A 20,851-nucleotide genomic window follows, 5' to 3' on the forward strand; every position below is an offset into this window, starting at 1 on the left:
ATGAATCCAGTGCCAATACTGGTATAGCGACTGGTAGCGATACTTGTGGTAGTGTAACGATTACTCAATCTGATGTGGAAACTGCGGCTTGTGGGAATACTAAAACTATTGTAAGAACTTGGACAGCTACTGATGATTGTGGTAACACCACATCTGCTGATCAAACTATAACTGTAGAAGATAATACTGATCCAACATTTACTGTTCCTGCGGATTTAACCATTGAATGTGATGTTGATGTGACTGACTTAATTATTACTGGTGATGTTTCCAATGAATCTGATAATTGTGATACTGGTTTAGAAGCTACTTATTCTGATAGCGTTGCTAACGGAAGTTGTGCTAACCAAGCTGTTATTACGCGTACTTGGTCTTTAACTGATGCTTGTGATAATACCACTAGCTTAATCCAAACAATTACAGTTCAAGATACAACTGCACCAACGTTTAATGAGACATTACCTTCAGATTCTGATGCCGAATGTGATGCTGTTCCAGAGGCAGAAACATTAACAGCAAATGACAATTGTAGTACTGTTGACGTAACATTTGAAGAAAACATAACAAATGGAGCATGTATGGGTGATTACATTATTGAACGCACCTGGTCAGCAATAGATAGTTGTGGAAATGAAACTGTTCACTCACAGATTATTACTGTTCAAGATACTACTGCACCAACATTAGTGACTTCTTTTGATGAAAATATAACTGTTGCTTGTGACAATATACCAGAAGTACCAGATTTAGTGTTTGAAGATTCATGTTCAGATAACATAGGTGTAGTATTTAACGAAATATCAACACAAACTAATGATTCTGAAGACTATAGTATTATTAGAACATGGTCACTTACTGATGATTGTGGTAACGAAGCTCAGTTTGTACAAGACATAACTGTAGAAATCAGTAATGCTATAAACGCCTTTGATGCTAATCGTTGTGTCCTTGATACTGAATTTGACTTATTCGATTTATTATCTGGAGATTTTAATATGAATGGAACTTGGAGCGTTGTTTCTGGTAACGCAACCTTAGACGAAAGTTTATTTGATCCCGGATCTGTTGAAGTTGGTGTTTACACTTTTATGTATGCAATTACAGAAGGCTCATGCCCTACTGAAGTAGAAGTAAACGTAACTATAGATGACGATTGTGTTGTATTGGCTTGTGGTAAAGATGATGTTGTAATCTCTAAAACCGTAACAGCCAATGGAGATAATTATAACGAGTTCTTTACTATTAGTGGTATAGATGACTGTAATTTTGTTATTGAGTTACAGATATTTAATCGTTGGGGAGCTGAGATATACAAATCAAACAACTATCAAAACAATTGGAATGGAGATGCGCATGGATCTTCGGTAGGAAATTCTGGAAAAGTCCCAACGGGAACTTACTACTATATAATTAATTTAAGAAATAGTGGTATAGAACCATTTGCTGGTCCTATCTACGTAGCAACTAAATAAACTTAACCGATGAAACTATCTAAATTTTTAAGTGTTGTCATCCTTTTATTGAGTGTGTCTTCAGCCTTTGCACAGCAGTTGCCTCAATTTACACAATACATGTTTAACACCATCTCTATAAATCCAGCTTACGCAGGTAGTAGAGAAACATTCAGTGCTGTTGGCTTACAAAGAAGTCAATGGGTTGGACTAGAAGGTGGACCAGAAACACAAACATTATCAATTCATACTCCTTTAAGAAATGAAAAGATAGGTATAGGTCTTTCGTTTATTAACGATAAATTAGGCTATGAAAATTTCTCATATATTTATGGTGACTTTTCATACACTATTCAAACTGGTGTAAATTCTAAATTGGCATTTGGTCTTAAAGCAGGTTTTACACACTACAATTTAGATGAAGAATTACTTAATGACCCATCTGTTGTTAATGACCCATTTTTTAACGATGTTTCTAACCGTTGGAGTCCAAACATAGGCGCAGGTTTTTATTGGCATTCTCAACGCTGGTATTTAGGTCTTTCAGCTCCAAGAATATTAAACACGGATTATAACAACGGTGGCAACGGATCCATAGACTATGTTGCTCTAGAGCGTATTAGTTATTATATTACTGGTGGCTATGTTTTCGATTTAAGCGAAACTACTAAGTTAAAACCTTCTGTATTATTAAAAGCTACAAATGGAGCACCTCTTTCTTTTGATATTTCGGCAAACTTTTTGTTTTATGAAACGTTTTGGATAGGAGCTGGATATAGAATAAATGAAAATGCTGCGGCTATTGGCGGTATTGCAGATTTTCAGATATCAAAACAAATGAGAATTGGTTATGCGTACGAATATCCTATTTCAGATATAAGAGCATATACAAGCGGTACTCATGAAATATTACTGATGTTTGAAGTCTTTAAAAGTAAACGAATTAAATCGCCAAGATACTTCTAAAATGAAACACATTATGAAGACAAAATTATTAGCAATCATTCTTATTTTAAGCAGTTCATTATCTTTTACTCAAACGAAATTGGCTGATAAATTTTTTGATAATTTTGGCTACGTTAAAGCCATAGAATTATACGAAAAAGCAGTTGAAAAAGGTAAAAATAGTGTTCATGTATTAACACGATTAGGAGATGCTTACTATAACAATTCTAACTCAGAAAAAGCAGCCTATTGGTATGGTGAAGCTCTAAAGAAATCTAAAACTATTGATGCAGAATATTTATATAAATACATTCAATCATTAAGAAGTATTGGGAATTACACAGAAGCCGATAAGTGGTTTAAGGAATTGAGTGCTGCTCAACTAGGAGATAGCAGACTTAAAGGTTATAATCCCGATGAAGTAGATATTTACAATAAGTTTACGTCAAAAAATGATATAATTGTTAACATTGAAAATTTACCCTTTAATTCTGAAAATTCAGATTTTGGATCTTATATTCATAATAACACCTTATACTTTGCTTCGGCAAGAGGAGATAATAAAAAAGTTTATAGCTGGAATAAAGAACCTTTTTTAGATATATTTCAGGTTTCAGTTACAGAAGAGGATAATATTCGTAATTATAGTTCAGTAACTGAAATCCCTTCGAGTACTATAAATACTGAATATCATGAGGCTTCAGTTGCCATAACTAATGATGGTAAAACGCTTTATTTTACTAGAGATAACGTTAATAAACGCAACAGAATTATCTATGATAATAAAGGCACTACTCACTTAAAGATGTATAAAGCAACTTTAAACAATGATCAATGGACTGACATTATAGAATTACCTTTTAATGATAAAATATTCTCTACAGGACATCCAACTTTAAGTCCAGATAATAAGACCTTATACTTTGTGTCTGATCGCGAAGGTGGTATTGGACAAACCGATATTTATTCAGTTGCTATAAAAAAGGATGGAACTTATGGAGAACCAGAAAACTTAGGTGAAACGATTAATACAGAAGGCCGAGAAATGTTTCCTTTTGTTAGTAAAGACAGTACCTTATATTTTTCATCCGATGGATATTTAAACTTAGGCTTACTCGATATTTTTAAATCTTCCAATTTAAAGGGAAATAGATCTGAACCTGTAAATATAGGAGCACCATATAATAGTGGTTATGATGATTTTGCATTCTTTATAAATTCTGAGACGAGTAAAGGGTATTTTTCTTCTAACCGACCAAATGGTAAAGGTGGAGATGATATTTACGGTTTTAATTCTCAGCAATGTAAACAGGAAATTACAGGAGTTATAAGAGATCGTAAAACAGGTGTTTTTTTAACAGGAGTTACTGTGAGATTAATTGATGAAACAGGAAAAGTCGTTGAAGAGAAAAACACAAAAGATAAAAGCAATTTTTACTTTTTAGTAAATTGTAATAAAACATATACTATTGTAGGTGATAAACTTGATTATAAAGAAGACAAAAAGACTATAGCAACAACTAATGAAAATGACAAAGTTATTAATGCCGATTTAGATTTAATACCGTTAATTATAGATAATCAGATTGTCATAAATCCTATTTTCTTTGATTTTGATAAATGGAATATTAGAACAGATGCTGAATATGAAATAGAGAACATTGTAGATGTATTACGTAAGCATCCTAAAATGGTTATTAAAATAGAATCTCATACAGATAGTCGTGGTGGTACTAGATATAACAAGAAGCTATCTGATAGACGTGCAAAATCTACAAGAGATTACATAATTTCTAGAGGTATTGCTGCAGATAGAATACAAAGTGCTATTGGTTACGGAGAATCACAACTATTAAATAAATGTGCTAACCGTATAAAATGTACTGAAGAAGAGCATCAACTCAACAGACGCTCATACTTCTACATAGTAAACGATTAATTTAACTCTTAATTACTGAAGTAAAAGCAAGCTCTCATGGGCTTGCTTTTTTATGTTCTCTTTATCCTAGTTAGGCGTCATTATTACCAACTACTAGCCAAATAATTAAATTCTTTATAAAATCCGCCAAAGATTACACTCTAAAAATATGCTCAGTAAAAACTTACTTTAAGCTATCAGAGAAATTTCACTCTTAGTTATAAGAATAGTTATTTCCGTTACATTGATTAATAGCATAAAATACTAAAAGATCAAAAGGATATTTTACAAAAACCTTAATATGAGTTAAGTCAAGATACAAAAAGGTTAAACACATTGATTCTTAAATTATTAAAGAGCAAGTTTAGTTTTAGGGATGAGATAGACAAACTACAACTTAAAAGCTACAATGGGTACTCTCTATATAATAGGTTTTCTGGCTAGACTCTATACACAGCTAAAAGCCAATTATTGCCTCAAAAACCAGTTAACACAGAAATTATTTCAACCGGAAAATTACAGCTCATTAATAACGAAATGTTGAAATCGAAAATGCTAAATTACACAACGAATTATATCTTATCTCAAACATAAGGCGACTACAAAGTGGTTTTGTACAGCTAGAGTTTGGCACATTAAAAGTCGCTGATTCTTTTTAAATAGTAAAAACTTTTGGGCAAGATAGTAATGAGTCTGATGATATTAAATTTAAAAATCCAAAAGTTAGTCTAAATCATGACTGGTTAAAGGATAAACAATCGGACAAGTTTATAATATTTGAAAATTTGCTAGCATTAAGACATGCCATGTATATGGGTAATCTTAGTTCATATCCTAACAATTAAAACTGAAATGGAGAAGTTTGAAAATATCTTAGATAACAAACTTACTAAAAATGAGTAATTGAATATTATTAAAGATTTTTTATTTTACATATCTAATAACGAAAGCACAACAAATTTAAAACCTATAAAGTTTATTGCGCCTTATTTCCCTTTCGGAAAATCCAAACTGTTAAAAAAACAAATTTTAGTGTAAATTACGTCATCCCAAAAAAAAAAGCCACAAATCATTATGGCTTTAGTGGCTATTAATCAATTATTGTGGTCTAACGCTTAATGAAGATATTGGTAAAATACCACTTACCTTCATTGTTTTGTTCGGCAGATACATCAAAATCTGTATAATCTCCTTCGATATTATCTCTGTGGCTTGGGCTATTTATCCAAGCATTAACAACAGATTCCGCAGAACTAAAACCGTAAGCTACGTTTTCTGTAACTATGTTAGCATCTGCATTTGTTTGTAAGCTTTGTTTTCTTTGAAAAAAGTTATCGTGAGATACATTAGCTGCTTCAATCATATAATCTGTATGTGTATAAGCAACAGCTTTAACTGTACTATGATCTTCTAATGGATTTAAACCTACAGTGATTCTATGAGCATTAATTAGCTCCATAATCTCAATTTCAATGAGTTTTGCTTGAGGTGCGACTGGTACTTCTATAGAGTTAATCTTATCCTCAGCGGCACTATCTGTAGAGCAAGAGGTTAAGCCTAATAGTGCAACGATAGCCATAAAAGGCAAAAGTTTAGTAACTTTCATAAGTAGGTTATTTAGGTTTGGGATTACTAAAATAACAGCCTTCTTATTGTAATTTGTTAACTAAATGTTAAAATCGATGAAACGCATGTTGTTCGTCGAATATTATTGTAAATCATCGATGAAATGCATTTTTTAGTTATAAAAAATTGCTTTTTAACTATAAATTAATGCGTTTTGTCGATATAACTCAATTAGATTATGGTGCCAATCGTTCTATCTTCCAATTATAATCGGATTGAAGTTGATAGCGGATTCTATCGTGAAGTCGGTTTGGTCTGCCTTGCCAGAATTCTAGTTCAACAGGTTTTACTATAAATCCTCCCCAATATTTTGGGCGTTCAATATTTTTACCCTCGTATTGGGCTTCTAAAATACTTAGATTCTTTTCAAGTACGTTTCTATTAGTAACTACATCACTTTGATTAGAAACAATTGCTCCAAGCTGACTTCCACGAGGACGCGATTCAAAATAACCATCACTAAGGTTTTCTGAAATCTTTTCTGCTTTACCTTTAATAATTATTTGTCGTTCAGCAGAATGCCAAAAAAAAGATAAACACACATTTGGATTTTCTGTTATAGCTTTTCCTTTTTCACTATTATAATTAGTGAAGAATATAAAACCTTCATACGTGTATTTTTTAAGTAGCACTACTCTATTCTTTGGGTAACCATCTAAACCAATAGTAGAAACTGTCATTGCATTAGTTTCATCTACATTAAAATGTGTATCTACTTCAATAAACCAATTTCTGAATAATTCAATAGGGTTTTCTGGTACATTTTCTAGCAACAATTCACCCTTTTCGTAAGATTTTCTGTAATTGCTTAGGTCTTTTTCCATCGTAGGACTAAGATACTTCAATTTTTTATTTCGGTAAAAAAAAGACTACTTTTAAAAAAAATAAAAATGCGCTTCGAAGATTCCCCGTTATCAAAATCATTACTTTACAAAAAAATGATTTTAGATTATGGGTCTTGTTATTTATGTGATAATTTCTTTATCATGGAAGTTAATGAAGGTAAACACTTTAATTCTAACACGTTAAATCATCTTTTAAGCTCTTTAAGGACTCATTATGGGCAGCATAAAACCTTAGCTTATATCTCTAACCGCGTTAATACCTATTCCATTGACCCAGTAATATGGGCTTATTTTGATAAAGATGATAGTCTTTTAATTGCGGCTTCGATAGTGAGTTACAGAGATTCTACTTTTTTAAATGCAAATATTGAAAAGCAAATGGCTTCAATCCCATTAAAAAGAGCTTTAAGTTTAAGTGAAGCAGTTAATTGGGTACTTCAATTAGATGAATTGAATTAAAATTCAAATGATTTTCCATCTTTAGCTAAAAGCACATTTTGAAAAACAGTTTTAGCTTCTGTCTCAAATCCATCATAGCTGCCATATCTTGTTGAATAATGACCTAGTATTAATGTTTCTACATTGGCTTTTTTTGCAATTGTAGCTGCTTGCCTAGCTGTACTATGCTTTGTTCGTTCACAAAGTGACTCATTTTTGTCTAAAAAAGTAGATTCGTGATATAAAACAGTTACCTCTTTAATAATTGGGATAACAGATTCATTGTAAACCGTATCACTACAAAAGGCATAGCTTTGTATAGGTATTGGATCTTTTGTAACCGTTTCATTTTTTATTAAAACTCCGGCTTCATTCTCTACATCTGCTCCTTGCTTTAACTTTCTATAATAAGCGATGTTAATATCTGCGTTTAAAACGGCATTCATATCTAGTTTTCGTTCGTTTTCTTTTTCTTTGAATAGAAAACCATTTGTGTAAATACGATGTTTTAAAGGAATGGTATGTACCTCAACCTTATCATCATTATAAATTAATTCTGATTTTTTTGAAGTCAATTCATGAAAAATCAAAGGATAGTTGGTCCAACTATCGGACAATTTCATTTGAAGTGTAATAACTTCCTTTAAACCTTTTGGTGCATAGATATGAAGCTCGGTTTCTCTAGTAAGCAATCTAAATGTACTGATAAGACCAACTAAACCAAAGTAATGGTCTCCATGAAGATGTGAAATAAAAATATGCTTAATCCTTGAAAACTTTACTTTATTACGTCTCAATTCTACTTGAGTACCTTCACCACAGTCAATTAAAAACATGTGGTTTTTAATCTCTAAAACTTGAGCGGTCGGATTGGTATTGGTACGTGGCGTTGCGCTGTGACAACCAAGAATAGTGAGTTTCATATATTAAAACTCTAAATCGCGTTCAATGTCTTCCATTTCAATGATATCGTGAGCTTCTTGCATTGTAGGCACAACGACTATTTCGTCTGGTATTACATCTAAATTTGCACTAGAAGTAACTACAACAAAAGATTTTTTTTCTCTACGATGATTATTGCTTATGCGTAAAAACTCAATAATATCTTCTAAACAAATTTTATTAATACTAGTAAGATTTACTATTAAATGATAGTTTTTATACTTATGGTAATCTGTCTCAATATTATTGACTAAGGTTTTTACTGAAGCCTTTTCTTGTGTAAGAATTGTAATATTACCATCTCTATCTACAATCATAATCTATTGTTTTATTTTAGAGGCTAAAAGATAAATTACTGCCATTCTAACAGCTACTCCATTTTCAACTTGATTTAATATAATCGCCTGTTTAGAATCTGCAACATCACTTGTAATTTCTACACCACGATTTATTGGGCCTGGATGCATTATTACAATCTCCTTATGTAAACTATTTAGAAGTTCTTTGTTAATTCCATATTGTTGCGTGTATTCTCTAGTTGAAGGGAAATAACTGATATCCATACGTTCATTCTGCACTCTGAGCATATTAGCAACATCACACCACTCTAAAGCTTTTTTTAAGTTAGTTTCAACTTTAACGCCTAAGTCTTTAATATATTTTGGCAATAAGGTCTTTGGTCCACAAACCATAACATTTGCTCCTTGCAATTGTAATGCATAAATATTTGATAATGCTACTCTACTATGCAAAACATCACCAACGATAACAACATTCTTACCTTTTACACTTCCAAGTTTCTCTCTTATAGAATATGAATCTAATAAGGCTTGTGTAGGATGCTCATGTGCTCCATCACCTGCATTAATAATAGTTGCATTAACATGCTTAGACAGAAACACACCAGCTCCAGGGTTGGGATGACGCATAACGACCATATCTACTTTCATAGATAAAATGTTATTTACGGTATCAATAAGTGTTTCCCCTTTTTTTACTGAAGATTGGGATGCCGAAAAATTTATAACGTCTGCTGAAAGTCTTTTCTCTGCCAATTCGAAAGACAACTTCGTGCGTGTTGAGTTTTCAAAAAATAAATTAGCAATAGTAATATCTCTAAGTGAAGGTACTTTTTTTATCGGTCTATTAATAACCTCTTTAAACTGATCTGCAGTTTCAAAAATAAGTTCTATATCTTGCTTTGTAAGATATTTGATGCCTAATAAGTGATTGACACTTAATTCACTCATAATTTTAGTATTCTATTTATCAATTAAATACACTGAATCTTCGCCTTCGTTTTCTACCCAATTTACCTTTACTTTTTGATTATCTATCGCATCTACCTGCCTTCCTTTATAATTTGGTTGTATAGGTAAATGACGACTAAAACGACGATCTATTAAAGTTAGCAATTCTATATTATTTGGTCTTCCGAAGGATTGGATTGCTGTTAAGGCTGATCTTATACTACGACCTGTATAAAGTACATCATCAACAAAAACTACGTTTTTATTTTCGACTATAAAATCTATTTCTGTGGTATTGGCTTCTAAGGGTTTATCTCCTCTTCTAAAATCATCTCTAAAAAACGTAATATCTAAGTGCCCAAGTTGAATATTCTTAATCTTGTATTCTGTTGTGAGTATTTCAGCCAAACGGTTAGCTAAAAACTTACCTCTTGGCTGCATACCAATAAGTACAGTTTCAGAAAAATCATCATGGTTTTCAATAAGTTGGCAAGCCAATCTGTGAAGTGTGATATTGACTTCTTTAGAGTTAAGTAATACTTTTTGACTCATATTTTATCCAAACGTTGCTGGTTGGCAAAGTTAAGTTAAATTATTTGAGTTTCAAATATAACAACCATCATAAAAAAAGCCTCCTGAATATCAGAAGGCTTTTGAATATCTAAAATTAGAGAAAATTATTTCTTCCCGTCTAATTTATCTTTAAGTGCTTGTAAAGCTTCATTTGCATCACCAAGAGTTGGTTTAGCTTCTGCTGCTTGAGCTTCTTGCTTTCTAACAGCTTGCTTAACGATTTTAGCTTCTTCAGCTCTAAATACTGCGGTATGAGATGCTACAACACGTTTGAATTCTTTATTAAACTCAATGATCTTAAATTCTGCTTCTTCACCTTTCTTAAGTTTAGAACCATCTTCTTTCTCTAAATGACGTGCTGGAATAAATGCAACGATATCTTCGTTAAAATCTATAGTCGCTCCTTTATCTACCATTTCAGTAATTGCTGCTTTGTGAAGAGTTTCTAAAGCAAACTCAGTTTCGTACTTATCCCAAGGGTTTTCTGTAGTTTGTTTATGACCTAAAGATAATTTACGCCCTTCTACGTCTAACTCTAATACAACTACGTCTAAGTTATCTCCTACGTTACAGAACTCAGATGGATGCTTTATTTTCTTAGTCCATGATAAATCAGAGATATAAATTAATCCGTCGATACCTTCTTCTAATTCAACAAAAACACCAAAGTTTGTAAAGTTACGTACAATACCTGTATGCTTAGAACCTACAGGATACTTCGTTGTAATATCTGTCCATGGATCTGGTGTTAATTGCTTAATACCAAGAGACATTTTACGATCTTCTCTATCTAAAGTTAAGATTACAGCATCAATCTCGTCACCTACAGTTACAAAATCTTGAGCTGAACGTAAATGTGTTGACCAAGACATTTCACTAACGTGAACTAATCCTTCTACACCTTCTTCAACTTCAATAAATGCACCGTAATCAGCGATTACAACAACTTTTCCTTTTACTTTATCACCAATTTTAACGCCTTCACCTAAAGCTTCCCAAGGATGCTTAGATAATTGCTTAAGACCTAATTGGATTCTTGATTTGTTTTCATCAAAATCTAGGATTACAACATTTAATTTTTGATCTAACTCAACAATCTCATTTGGATGGTTAATACGAGACCAAGATAAATCTGTAATATGAACTAAACCATCTACACCACCTAAATCTATAAACACACCATAAGAAGTAATATTTTTTACAATACCCTCTAATACTTGTCCTTTTTCTAGTTGACCAATGATTTCTTTCTTTTGTTCTTCAATATCAGCTTCAATAAGCGCTTTATGAGATACTACTATGTTTTTGAATTCGTGGTTGATTTTCACAACTTTAAATTCCATAGTTTTATTTACATACTGATCGTAATCTCTAATAGGCTTCACATCGATTTGAGAACCTGGTAAGAAAGCTTCTATACCAAATACGTCAACGATCATACCTCCTTTAGTTCTGCATTTTACAAAACCGTTTACAATCTCGCCAGTATCATGCGCACTGTTTACACGATCCCAAGCTTTGATTACTCTTGCTTTTCTGTGAGATAATACTAATTGACCTGTTGCATCTTCACGCACATCAATTAATACTTCTACTTTGTCACCAACTTTAAGATCTGGGTTGTAACGGAACTCATTTAGAGAAATTACACCTTCAGACTTAGCGTTAATGTCAATTATAGCATCACGATCTGTGATTGTAATTACTGTTCCATCTACAACTTCGTCATCTAAAGTGTCAACGAAATTTTCTGATACTAATTTTTCGAATTCTTCTAATTTAGTGTCTTCAACTTGCTCAATTCCTTCTTCGTAATTGTGCCAATCGAACTCTTTTAAGAATTTTTCTGGATTTGCTTGAGCTTCAGAGACTACAGGAGCTTCTACTGTTACTGCTTCAGTTGCTTCAACCTCAGCTTGTTTTGTTGCTTTTTCAGACATGTGTGCTGAATAAAAATTTGTATTCTGTATATTTTGAAAGATTCGCGAAAAATCTACAGAAGTTATTAGTTAAATTTTGTTTAACCCTTTTATACTTTCTTAACATCGCTAAAAAGGAGCGCAAAAATACTCTATTTTTTTCTTAAATCCTAACATATAAATAATGTGACATTATTTTATTTCTTGTGTCTCATATATAGTATATCAAAATGATACACGCGCCATATATTTTGGCACATAAATTGGTATATTTACAATACTATTAACAATTTAAAACAACTTACAATTATGGTTAGAGCTAAATACCAAAATGTATTAGACTTGGGAGAGTCTTTAAACATTCAGAATGGAAACGTTACCGAAGAGAATGGAGTATTAAAAGTAGAAGGAACTGCAGCTACCCAATACGAAAAGAACTTACTTTGGGATAAGATTAAAGAAACAGGTGGAGATAATCCGACTGATATTATGGCAAACATTAAAGTAGCTGATGAAACTGTATATGCTAGACATACTGTAGCTTCTGGTGAGACTTTAGGAAAAATCGCTAAACACTATTATGGTGATGCAATGAAGTACAAAGATATCTTTGCTGCTAACTCTGATATTCTTAAAAATCCGGATATGATTCATCCAGATCAAGAATTAATTATTCCTAATCTTTAATTAGAGAATATTTATTATATTTGGAAGACTTCCAAAAAAAAAAAAGACTTCCAAATTTTTAAAAGCGATAAGATTTAATATTTTTATCGCTTTTTATTTTGAAATTATTTGATTAGCCAACCCAATCAAAGTATGCAACTGCTCCTCAATACCCAACTCAGAATTATCAATTTCTATAGCATCTTCAGCCTTTACTAAAGGTGAGTCTTCTCTTGTTGAGTCAATACGATCTCTAGTTGTTACATTTTCTAAAACATCTTCGTAACTAAGATTATGACCGCTTTCTAATAATTCTTTATATCTGCGTGTAGCTCTAGTTTCTGCAGATGCGGTCATAAAGATTTTTAATTCTGCCTCTGGAAAAACAACGGTACCAATATCTCTACCATCCATAACAATACCTTTATCTTTTCCCATTAACTGTTGTTGTTCAACTAGTTTTCGCCTTACTTCAGATAATGTTGCTACAGGACTCACAAACTGAGAAACTCTTAGAGTTCTAATGTCGGATTCAATATTCTTATTATTCAAATACACTTCTGCAAAGCCAAGTTTTTTATTAAACTTAAATGTAATATTGATATCGTCTAATCTATTTATGAGTTTTTCAGGATTAAAAAAATCTTTTCCTATAAAACCACTTTCTAAGGCAAAATATGCTACCGTTCTATACATAGCACCAGTATCTACATAAATATAATTAAGCCGTTTTGCTAATTGTTTAGCAACTGTACTTTTTCCTGTGGATGAAAACCCATCTATAGCAATGACAATACTCTTCATTTTATGCTGAATTTATTTCAGTAACAATTTCCCATTAAAATTAGGGGTTTTTTTAATTTAAATCTATTTGAAGTCCAAAAAAACTAGTGTTAGAAGCACTTGTATATCTAGCGTGTGTATAACTAAAACGCATCTTATTCAATTTAATACCTACGCCAACAGATAGACCAGAGAAATTTCTTTGATCTACAATTCTTAATTCTTCTGCTCGTCTAAAGTTATAACCTAATCTTAGATTAAATCCTCCTTCTGGAAACAATTCTGCACCTAGAATAAGATGTCTTAAGCCTTTATTAAAAAACCCAACTTTCTCTTGAGTTTGATTGCCATCTAAATCCGTTATAGCTCTTGCAGGATTAGACACACCAATTGGCCATTTTTGTAAGTTATCTAACGTAAGATGCCATCGTAAAGGCACATTTTCTAAGGTTTGTGACATCCCAAAATTAACTTCAAACGGCAAAGGTTCATTTTGCCCAGCATAAGTTGTAAACTGTGTCCCTATATTTCTTACGCTCAATGCAGCATGAAAATCTAAATCTTCATTAATGTACATTGCTCCAAAATCTAATGCGCCACCAATAGAATTATATTGTTCTAATGACGATGTAATAAGCTTCGCACTTGCACCAACATAAAAATCAGTAAAAGGAATATTATAATTGTAACCTGCAGATAATGCAGCCTCGTTACCATTAAAGGTTCCTGTAGAATTACCATTAACGTCATAACCATCAAACGTGCCGTAATTTATATAAGTGATGCCAACAAGAAACGTTTGCACATGTCTATCCCAAGTATATGCATAAGCAGCTGTTCCGTAACTTATGCCTCCTAAATAATTAGAGTAATTGACTGCCAGCTGATTACCCATTTTATAATTGATTGAAGCCGGGTTGTAAAGTCCTTCAGTAACATCATGATCGAAATTGGTTATGATTTTTCCGCCCAAAGCAGCTTGTCTTGGAGAGGATACTAAATTTAAAAACTGATAGGTAGATTCACCACCCAATTGCGCAAACAATGGCAGTGCCAACACTAAAAAACATAAGCTGGTAATCCTCTTAATCATAGATTTTGCAATATTATATAATTTTTCCTTTAAAATTACTATAATAAAATGCCCTTTTTTCCATTTTTGTTTCAATAAAAAAATAACCCATAACAAATGCTATGCTTTATTTCTATATTTCGTCTAAAGAAAAAAATCCACATTTTCTTTCATAATAATTTTAAAGGAAAAATTATATCACTAAATCTATCTTAAAACGATGATATTATTATTTTATTTTTTGAAAGTCGTTATTTTCTATTTTAACTGAAGTTTTTGCCCAACTTTAATTAGGTTACTAGTTAGTCCATTTAGGCTTTTAATCTTATCTACGGTAGTTCCTGTTTCTTTAGAGATACTATACAACGTATCACCTCTTGAAACCGTCCAAACTGCAAGATGATCATATTCTTTAGTAGTGTGATTACTAGAAACTCTAAGTTTTTGTCCAACAGTAATTAAGTTTTTACTTAAATCGTTCTTATTCTTTAATTCTGGTACGGTTAAATTATAACGCTTAGCCAAGCTAAATAAAGTTTCGCCACGTTTTACAATATGAAAGTTAGAATTATTTGTTTTATAATTAGTATAAGTCGTGGTCTTTGTAGTATCTGTTTTAGTACTTGTAACTGTGTCTAAATTTTTAACACGTAGCTTTTGCCCTTTGTCTATCAAAGTTGTTTCTAAACTATTTAACTTCTTCAATGCTGTTAAAGACGTATTATAAAGGTTTGCTATTTGGAATAAAGTTTCTCCTTCTTTTACAACATGAAAATCTGAAGTCGTTTCAGCATCTCCTTTTTTAGATGTTGACTCCGTTACAATTTTAGACGTATCTACCTTCTTTTTCCATACTAAATTCACTAAGGTGATTTCACCAGTAGCAACATTCAGCTTTGCAGGCTTACCATCTAAAACAACATCTTTATATTTAACCTCAGACTGTGCAAAAGCACCAAAGCTTGTTATTATGAGGGTAATTATGGATACAATTAATTTATAGTTTTTTTGCATTTTTTACTTTTTGATTTGTTAACGCGAGCTTTAAAACATCGCTCATATCTGTAACATAATGAAAAGTAAGTCCTTTGAGGTATTCGGGTTTAATTTCTTCTATATCTCTCTTATTATCTTGGCACAACAAGATTTCTTTAATTCGGGCGCGTTTTGCTGCTAATATTTTTTCTTTTATACCGCCAACTGGTAATACTTTTCCTCGCAACGTAATTTCCCCTGTCATGGCTAAACTCTTTTTTACTTTACGTTGCGTAAATAAAGAGACTAAACTTGTTAACATAGTTACACCAGCACTTGGTCCGTCTTTAGGTGTTGCACCTTCTGGTACGTGAATGTGTACATTGTATTTATCAAAAACTTCGGGATTAAGACCAAATTCATCTGCATTTGCTTTAATATATTCCATTGCAATGGTAGCAGACTCCTTCATTACTTTTCCTAAATTACCAGTTATAGTTAGGTTTCCTTTTCCTCTAGATAATATAGATTCTATAAAAAGAATGTCGCCTCCTACTCTAGTCCATGCCAAACCTGTGACAACACCAGCCACATTGTTGTTTTCGTATTTATCACGTTCTAACCTTGGGCCGCCTAAAATCTCTATAACATCTTCATTAGATATTTTGATGTTATATTTTTCTTCCATTGCTATATTTTTGGCGGCATAACGTACCATTTTTGCAATTTGCTTTTCTAATCCTCTAACACCAGACTCTCTAGTATAGCCTTCAACTATTTTTTCTAGTTGTGGCTTACCAATTTTAAGAGCTTTACTATCTAAACCATGCTCCTTTAATTGCTTTGGCAATAAATGACGTTTGGCTATTTCAACTTTCTCTTCAATAGTATAGCCAGTTACATTGATAATTTCCATTCGATCTCTCAATGCAGGCTGAATAGTATTTAAACTATTAGACGTAGCGATAAACATCACCTTTGACAGGTCGTAACCCATCTCAAGGAAATTGTCGTAAAACTCATTGTTTTGTTCAGGATCGAGAACTTCTAACATAGCAGAAGATGGATCACCTTGATTCCCTGCTGACAGCTTATCTATCTCATCTAACACAAACACAGGATTTGAAGTTCCTGCTTTCTTTAAACTCTGAATAATTCGTCCTGGCATTGCACCAATATAGGTTTTTCTATGACCACGTATTTCTGCTTCGTCACGCAAACCACCTAAAGAAATTCTAACATACTCTCTTCCTAAAGCTTCTGCTATTGACTTACCTAAAGAGGTTTTACCAACACCTGGAGGTCCATATAAACAAAGTATTGGCGACTTCATGTCATTACGAAGCTTTAATACAGCTAGATATTCAATGATTCTTTTCTTAACATCCTCTAATCCAAAATGATCGCGATCTAAGATTTTCACGGCTCTTTTTAAATCGAATTTATCTTTACTAAATTCATTCCAAGGCAAATCTAAAAACAAGTCTAAATAATTGCGTTGAATAGAATACTCCGCAACTTGTGGATTCATACGTTGCATTTTAGACAACTCTTTCTCAAAATGCTCCTTAACAGTTTTATCCCATTTCTTGACTTTAGCACGTGTTTTCATTTCCTCAATCTCTTCACCAGAAGATACTCCACCACCCAATTCTTCTTGGATAGTTTTCATTTGTTGATGTAAGAAATACTCACGTTGCTGTTGGTTCATATCACTTTGAACCTTACTCTGAATATCGTTTTTAAGCTCTAGCTTCTGATATTCCATATTCATGTACTTTAAAGTTTGAAGCGCACGTTCTTTTAGATCATTAATCTTTAATAACTCTTGCTTTTCTTCAACTTTAAGATTCATATTAGAAGACACAAAATTGACTAAGAACGAATTACTTTCTATGTTCTTAATCGCAAATGATGCTTCAGAAGGAATATTTGGACTTTCCTTTATAATCTCAAGAGACAAGTCTTTAATAGATTCAATAATTGCTTTAAATTCTTCATTATCTGCTGCAGGTTTCGCTTCAGCAATATCTGAAATAGTAGCTGTTAAGTATGGCTTCTCAGAAATAATCTCATTTATTGCAAAACGTTTTTTACCCTGAATAACAACTGTAGTATTGCCATCTGGCATTTTTAATACCTTTAGAATACGAGCAACTGTTCCTGTTTTATAAATATCCTTTTCGCTAGGATTTTCAATAGATTCGTCTATTTGAGAAACTACTCCAATAACTTTACCTCCTTTATTAGCATCATTAATTAGCTTAATAGATGAATCACGTCCTGCAGTAATCGGAATAACCACGCCAGGAAACAATACTGTATTTCTTAGAGGTAAAATTGGTAAAGATTCTGGTAATGATTCTTTATTTATTAACTCTTCATCTTCAGGAGTCATTAACGGAATTAATTCTGAATTTTCATCAAAATCCTGAAATGACAAACTGTCAAGGTTTATAAAATTAGATTTTCCCATATATGTTTTTGAGCCATTCTGTCATTTGCATTTTCAGAATAGCATTTGTTTAAATGTATTAATAATTAACTTTATATTGAATATCAGTTAGTTATAAGATATTCAAAGTTATTCACACTAGTGTAATTTCAATTGTTATGCCATTACCTTTGATTGACATAAACCTTTTATAAATTTTCTAATGAAATCGTCACTTCGAGTGAATTTGGCGAATTAAAATCCGTTAAATTAGTATCGAGAAGTTATTTTCAATTAGTTCTCGATACAATTGCGATGCTCGGAATCACTTGAACTGACGTCCATATAGTAATAGCAATTCAAGAAAAAATTAAATTTTTTTTACCTAAACTGTAACAGTTAATGAAAGTGCTCATCTTTAAACTAAAGCAATTGTTTTTTTGACATCAACCAATCAAGATATAGAACAGTTACTATTGCATTGTAAATCTGGCAACCAACGTGCACAGTTGGAAGTTTATAACAGATATAACAAAGCAATGTATAACACAGCAATTAGAATTATAAAAGATTCTTTTAAAGCTGAGGACATTATGCAAGAGTCATTTTTAACCGCTTTTACAAAGCTAAATACGCTTCAAGACACCAAAGTATTTGGTTCATGGTTAAAACGAATTGTAGTGAACAATAGTATTGCACATTACAACAAAACGTCTAAACAAAATGAAGTGCCTTTAAATACAGTGCTATACAAAATTGAAGATGACAATGGCATTGAAGAAAGTAATCATAACAACGAAAAAGTAAAACAAATTATGAGCGTAATGAAAACCTTAAAACCTAATTACAGTTTAGGTCTGTCATTACATCTTATTGAAGGTTATGATTATGAAGAAATCTGTGAAATAATGGATATTTCTTATGCTAATTGTAGAACATTAATCTCTAGAGCAAAAGAAAGTTTAAGGAAAAGGTTAATGCAAACAGCATAAAACAAAAAGCTATGCAAAAAGATACTATAGACGAATTATTTGATAACCTAAAAGGTGAGTTCGATGTCAATGAACCTAACAAGGATCATGATCTTCGCTTTTTAGATAAGCTGAAAGCAAATAATGTGGTTGTGAATGATTCTAAAAAATCATCTGGTATTAACTGGAAGCTATTTCTAGCAGTTGCAGCTTCTGTAGTCATTTCTTTAAGTGTTTTTATGACATTACAAAACGAACCTGAAGCTTTAGACTTAGCTAGCGTATCACCAGAATTATCTGAAACACAAGACTTTTTTACAGCAACAATTGAAAATGAATTAAAGAAACTGAATAAAGAGCGCTCACCATTAACTGAACAGATTATTACGGATGCTTTAGAGCAAATTCAAGTTTTAGAAACAAATTATCAAAATCTAAAAACAGATTTAACTGAAAGCGGAAATGATAAACGTGTTATCTATGCAATGATTACCAACTTTCAGAATAGAATAGACATTTTAACTACTGTTTTAGAACAAATAGAAATTATTAAAGAATTAAAAATCAACACAAATGAAAACAACAATACTATATAAAGCATGTTTCCTTTTATTAATGATGCCAACACTTATTATGGCTTCAAATTGCGATCCTATAAAAGCGAAACACTCCAAAGAGAAAATAATTAAAAAATCATTTAATGTAAATGCTGATGCAACATTTAATATCACAAATCGTTATGGAAATATAAATGTAGTAACATGGAATGAAAACCGAATTGAGATAGAAGTTACTATAAAAGTTGAAGGCAACAATGAAGATAAAGTAAATAAAAAATTAGAACAATTAGATGTCGCATTTCAATCTGCTCCGCATAAAGTTACAGCAATAACAGTCATAAATGGTAATAGTTGGAGCACCTCTTGGTGGAATAAAAAAACAAGTAACAAAGTTAAAATGGAAATTAACTATGTTGTAAAAATGCCTATCACAAATAACGTAGAACTATCTAATGACTACGGTTCTATCACCCTAGACAAGCTTGAAGGTAATGCATATATACATTCTGATTACGGAAAAATCACCACCAAAGAACTTATGGGTGAAACTAATGTATTACAATTTGATTATAGTAATAACTGTTATTTTGAATACATAGAAAGTGGGAAAATCACTGCTGATTACAGTGAATTTACAGTAGCGAAAGTAAAGAATTTAGAATTAAAAGCAGACTACACTAAATCTATAATCGAAGTTGCTGAAAACGTAAATTATAATTGTGATTATGGGTCTTTAAAAATTGATGACATCAATAATCTTGATGGTAAAAGTGACTACTTAACTTTACGTCTTGGTAGTGTTTATAAAAATGTAAAGACGAGAGCAAACTACGGTTCTATAAAAATTGACCGAATAGCATCTAAAGCAAATAATCTTGATATAAATGCTGAATTTACAGGAATCACTATTGGTTATGATGCTGCATATAATTTCAATTTTAATATCGATATAGATTTTGCGTCATTACGAGGATCTGATGGCTTTAATTTTACAAATAAAGAAATCGGTCATACAGGAAAGCAATACAGTGGTTATTATGGTTCTAAAAACTCTAAAAATTTAGTATTGATAAAATCTGAATACGGAAGTATTACTTTCAAAAAACTATAAAATTCGTCAGCTCGAGTGAATTATACGATTGAAATGAGTAGAATTTGTATCGAGAATAAGAATTTCAACTTTAATATAAGTTCTCGATACAATTTTTTATCAAAAATCACTCGAACTGACGTAACAAATAATAAATAACAATCAATTAAAACCAATTAATCATGAAACTATTAAAACCAATCGCATTATTAGTCTTTCTTTTAAGCACTACGCTTTCTTGTGCACAATGGGGAAACGGAAAAAAAATGAAAGGTAATGGAGACATTACAACCGAAACAAGATCTACAGGTTCTTATGATGGCCTAAAAGCTGCAGGTCCAATGGACTTTAAATTAGTTCAAGGAACAGAAGGTGAAATTTCTATCAAAGGAG

General features: G+C 31.9%; 19 protein-coding genes and 1 pseudogene. 9 read left to right on the top strand and 11 right to left on the bottom strand.

What is annotated here, in order from left to right:
- The 3 genes from AAC053_RS09440 to AAC053_RS09450 all read left to right on the top strand — a co-directional run.
- On the top strand, window positions 1–1,472 hold a 1,472-nt coding region (locus AAC053_RS09440; protein ID WP_339755646.1), incomplete at its 5' end, for a gliding motility-associated C-terminal domain-containing protein.
- A gap of 9 nt (window positions 1,473–1,481) precedes the next feature.
- On the top strand, window positions 1,482–2,417 hold the full coding sequence (locus AAC053_RS09445) for a type IX secretion system membrane protein PorP/SprF (protein ID WP_339755648.1): 936 nt from the start codon (window positions 1,482–1,484) through the stop codon (window positions 2,415–2,417).
- A gap of 13 nt (window positions 2,418–2,430) precedes the next feature.
- Window positions 2,431–4,335, top strand: a complete 1,905-nt coding sequence (locus tag AAC053_RS09450) for an OmpA family protein (RefSeq protein WP_339755650.1) — start codon at window positions 2,431–2,433, stop codon at window positions 4,333–4,335.
- 1,087 nt (window positions 4,336–5,422) lie between these two features.
- Here AAC053_RS09450 and AAC053_RS09455 read toward each other — a convergent pair.
- Together AAC053_RS09455 and pdxH are read right to left on the bottom strand one after the other, a co-directional pair.
- A complete protein-coding gene (locus tag AAC053_RS09455) occupies window positions 5,423–5,920 on the bottom strand; it encodes a CAP domain-containing protein (RefSeq protein WP_339755651.1) in 498 nt (165 codons plus the stop codon).
- 196 nt (window positions 5,921–6,116) lie between these two features.
- Window positions 6,117–6,764, bottom strand: a complete 648-nt coding sequence (gene pdxH / locus AAC053_RS09460) for a pyridoxamine 5'-phosphate oxidase (protein ID WP_339755680.1) — start codon at window positions 6,762–6,764, stop codon at window positions 6,117–6,119.
- A 66-nt stretch (window positions 6,765–6,830) separates the two neighbouring features.
- Between pdxH and AAC053_RS09465 the strand changes: the two genes are divergently transcribed.
- Complete coding sequence (locus AAC053_RS09465; protein WP_339755653.1) at window positions 6,831–7,244, top strand: hypothetical protein; 414 nt, start codon at window positions 6,831–6,833, stop codon at window positions 7,242–7,244.
- On the opposite strand, the gene AAC053_RS09470 is transcribed toward AAC053_RS09465, so the two are convergent.
- The 5 genes from AAC053_RS09470 to rpsA form a co-directional block, all read right to left on the bottom strand.
- Window positions 7,241–8,146: a ribonuclease Z gene (locus AAC053_RS09470; RefSeq protein ID WP_339755655.1), complete on the bottom strand. Its 906-nt coding sequence runs from the start codon at window positions 8,144–8,146 to the stop codon at window positions 7,241–7,243. The two genes, AAC053_RS09465 and AAC053_RS09470, sit on opposite strands and share 4 nt — an antisense overlap.
- 3 nt (window positions 8,147–8,149) lie before the next feature.
- Window positions 8,150–8,482, bottom strand: a complete 333-nt coding sequence (locus AAC053_RS09475) for a ribonuclease Z (RefSeq protein WP_339755657.1) — start codon at window positions 8,480–8,482, stop codon at window positions 8,150–8,152.
- Between the two features lie 3 nt (window positions 8,483–8,485).
- Window positions 8,486–9,415 (bottom strand): aspartate carbamoyltransferase catalytic subunit, encoded by a 930-nt coding sequence (locus AAC053_RS09480; protein WP_339755659.1) that lies wholly within the window; start codon window positions 9,413–9,415, stop codon window positions 8,486–8,488.
- 12 nt (window positions 9,416–9,427) lie between these two features.
- Window positions 9,428–9,967: a bifunctional pyr operon transcriptional regulator/uracil phosphoribosyltransferase PyrR gene (pyrR, locus tag AAC053_RS09485; protein ID WP_339755661.1), complete on the bottom strand. Its 540-nt coding sequence runs from the start codon at window positions 9,965–9,967 to the stop codon at window positions 9,428–9,430.
- Window positions 9,968–10,092: 125 nt separating this feature from the next.
- Window positions 10,093–11,928, bottom strand: coding sequence for a 30S ribosomal protein S1 (gene rpsA / locus AAC053_RS09490; RefSeq protein WP_339755663.1), 1,836 nt, complete (start codon window positions 11,926–11,928; stop codon window positions 10,093–10,095).
- 288 nt (window positions 11,929–12,216) lie between these two features.
- Here rpsA and AAC053_RS09495 point away from each other — a divergent pair, with 288 nt between their 5' ends.
- Window positions 12,217–12,594, top strand: coding sequence for a LysM peptidoglycan-binding domain-containing protein (locus tag AAC053_RS09495; protein WP_339755664.1), 378 nt, complete (start codon window positions 12,217–12,219; stop codon window positions 12,592–12,594).
- Between the two features lie 93 nt (window positions 12,595–12,687).
- Here the strand turns inward: AAC053_RS09495 and cmk are convergent, their stop codons facing one another.
- From cmk to lon, 4 genes are all read right to left on the bottom strand, one after another.
- Window positions 12,688–13,377 (bottom strand): (d)CMP kinase, encoded by a 690-nt coding sequence (gene cmk / locus AAC053_RS09500; RefSeq protein WP_339755666.1) that lies wholly within the window; start codon window positions 13,375–13,377, stop codon window positions 12,688–12,690.
- A gap of 52 nt (window positions 13,378–13,429) precedes the next feature.
- Window positions 13,430–14,449, bottom strand: a complete 1,020-nt coding sequence (gene porQ / locus AAC053_RS09505) for a type IX secretion system protein PorQ (protein ID WP_339755668.1) — start codon at window positions 14,447–14,449, stop codon at window positions 13,430–13,432.
- Window positions 14,450–14,686: 237 nt separating this feature from the next.
- Window positions 14,687–15,442, bottom strand: a complete 756-nt coding sequence (locus AAC053_RS09510) for a LysM peptidoglycan-binding domain-containing protein (RefSeq protein ID WP_339755670.1) — start codon at window positions 15,440–15,442, stop codon at window positions 14,687–14,689.
- Window positions 15,426–17,879, bottom strand: a complete 2,454-nt coding sequence (lon, locus tag AAC053_RS09515) for an endopeptidase La (protein ID WP_339755672.1) — start codon at window positions 17,877–17,879, stop codon at window positions 15,426–15,428. Before lon ends, AAC053_RS09510 begins: the two co-directional genes overlap by 17 nt.
- Before the next feature lie 398 nt (window positions 17,880–18,277).
- Between lon and AAC053_RS09520 the strand changes: the two genes are divergently transcribed.
- The 4 genes and pseudogenes from AAC053_RS09520 to AAC053_RS09535 form a co-directional block, all read left to right on the top strand.
- Complete coding sequence (locus tag AAC053_RS09520) at window positions 18,278–18,829, top strand: RNA polymerase sigma factor (protein WP_339755674.1); 552 nt, start codon at window positions 18,278–18,280, stop codon at window positions 18,827–18,829.
- Between the two features lie 11 nt (window positions 18,830–18,840).
- Window positions 18,841–19,404 carry a hypothetical protein gene (locus AAC053_RS09525; protein WP_339755676.1) on the top strand — a complete coding sequence of 188 codons (564 nt, stop codon included), beginning with the start codon at window positions 18,841–18,843 and terminating at the stop codon, window positions 19,402–19,404.
- Window positions 19,382–20,479, top strand: coding sequence for a hypothetical protein (locus AAC053_RS09530; RefSeq protein ID WP_339755678.1), 1,098 nt, complete (start codon window positions 19,382–19,384; stop codon window positions 20,477–20,479). Before AAC053_RS09525 ends, AAC053_RS09530 begins: the two co-directional genes overlap by 23 nt.
- 161 nt (window positions 20,480–20,640) lie before the next feature.
- Window positions 20,641–20,851: pseudogene (locus tag AAC053_RS09535) on the top strand (DUF2807 domain-containing protein); the annotation flags it as partial.

It is taken from the genome of uncultured Winogradskyella sp. (genome assembly GCF_963975125.1).
In the GTDB taxonomy this organism is placed as follows: Bacteria; Bacteroidota; Bacteroidia; order Flavobacteriales; family Flavobacteriaceae; genus Winogradskyella.

What these genes read in the sequence shown, in the direction of transcription:
- AAC053_RS09445 (WP_339755648.1), top strand. Translation starts at nt 1,482, where the DNA reads ATGAAACTATCTAAATTTTTAAGTGTTGTCATCCTTTTATTGAGTGTG.
- AAC053_RS09450 (WP_339755650.1), top strand. Translation starts at nt 2,431, where the DNA reads ATGAAGACAAAATTATTAGCAATCATTCTTATTTTAAGCAGTTCATTA.
- AAC053_RS09455 (WP_339755651.1), bottom strand. Translation starts at nt 5,920, where the DNA reads ATGAAAGTTACTAAACTTTTGCCTTTTATGGCTATCGTTGCACTATTA.
- pdxH (WP_339755680.1), bottom strand. Translation starts at nt 6,764, where the DNA reads ATGGAAAAAGACCTAAGCAATTACAGAAAATCTTACGAAAAGGGTGAA.
- AAC053_RS09465 (WP_339755653.1), top strand. Translation starts at nt 6,831, where the DNA reads ATGCGCTTCGAAGATTCCCCGTTATCAAAATCATTACTTTACAAAAAA.
- AAC053_RS09470 (WP_339755655.1), bottom strand. Translation starts at nt 8,146, where the DNA reads ATGAAACTCACTATTCTTGGTTGTCACAGCGCAACGCCACGTACCAAT.
- AAC053_RS09475 (WP_339755657.1), bottom strand. Translation starts at nt 8,482, where the DNA reads ATGATTGTAGATAGAGATGGTAATATTACAATTCTTACACAAGAAAAG.
- AAC053_RS09480 (WP_339755659.1), bottom strand. Translation starts at nt 9,415, where the DNA reads ATGAGTGAATTAAGTGTCAATCACTTATTAGGCATCAAATATCTTACA.
- pyrR (WP_339755661.1), bottom strand. Translation starts at nt 9,967, where the DNA reads ATGAGTCAAAAAGTATTACTTAACTCTAAAGAAGTCAATATCACACTT.
- rpsA (WP_339755663.1), bottom strand. Translation starts at nt 11,928, where the DNA reads ATGTCTGAAAAAGCAACAAAACAAGCTGAGGTTGAAGCAACTGAAGCA.
- AAC053_RS09495 (WP_339755664.1), top strand. Translation starts at nt 12,217, where the DNA reads ATGGTTAGAGCTAAATACCAAAATGTATTAGACTTGGGAGAGTCTTTA.
- cmk (WP_339755666.1), bottom strand. Translation starts at nt 13,377, where the DNA reads ATGAAGAGTATTGTCATTGCTATAGATGGGTTTTCATCCACAGGAAAA.
- porQ (WP_339755668.1), bottom strand. Translation starts at nt 14,449, where the DNA reads ATGATTAAGAGGATTACCAGCTTATGTTTTTTAGTGTTGGCACTGCCA.
- AAC053_RS09510 (WP_339755670.1), bottom strand. Translation starts at nt 15,442, where the DNA reads ATGCAAAAAAACTATAAATTAATTGTATCCATAATTACCCTCATAATA.
- lon (WP_339755672.1), bottom strand. Translation starts at nt 17,879, where the DNA reads ATGGGAAAATCTAATTTTATAAACCTTGACAGTTTGTCATTTCAGGAT.
- AAC053_RS09525 (WP_339755676.1), top strand. Translation starts at nt 18,841, where the DNA reads ATGCAAAAAGATACTATAGACGAATTATTTGATAACCTAAAAGGTGAG.
- AAC053_RS09530 (WP_339755678.1), top strand. Translation starts at nt 19,382, where the DNA reads ATGAAAACAACAATACTATATAAAGCATGTTTCCTTTTATTAATGATG.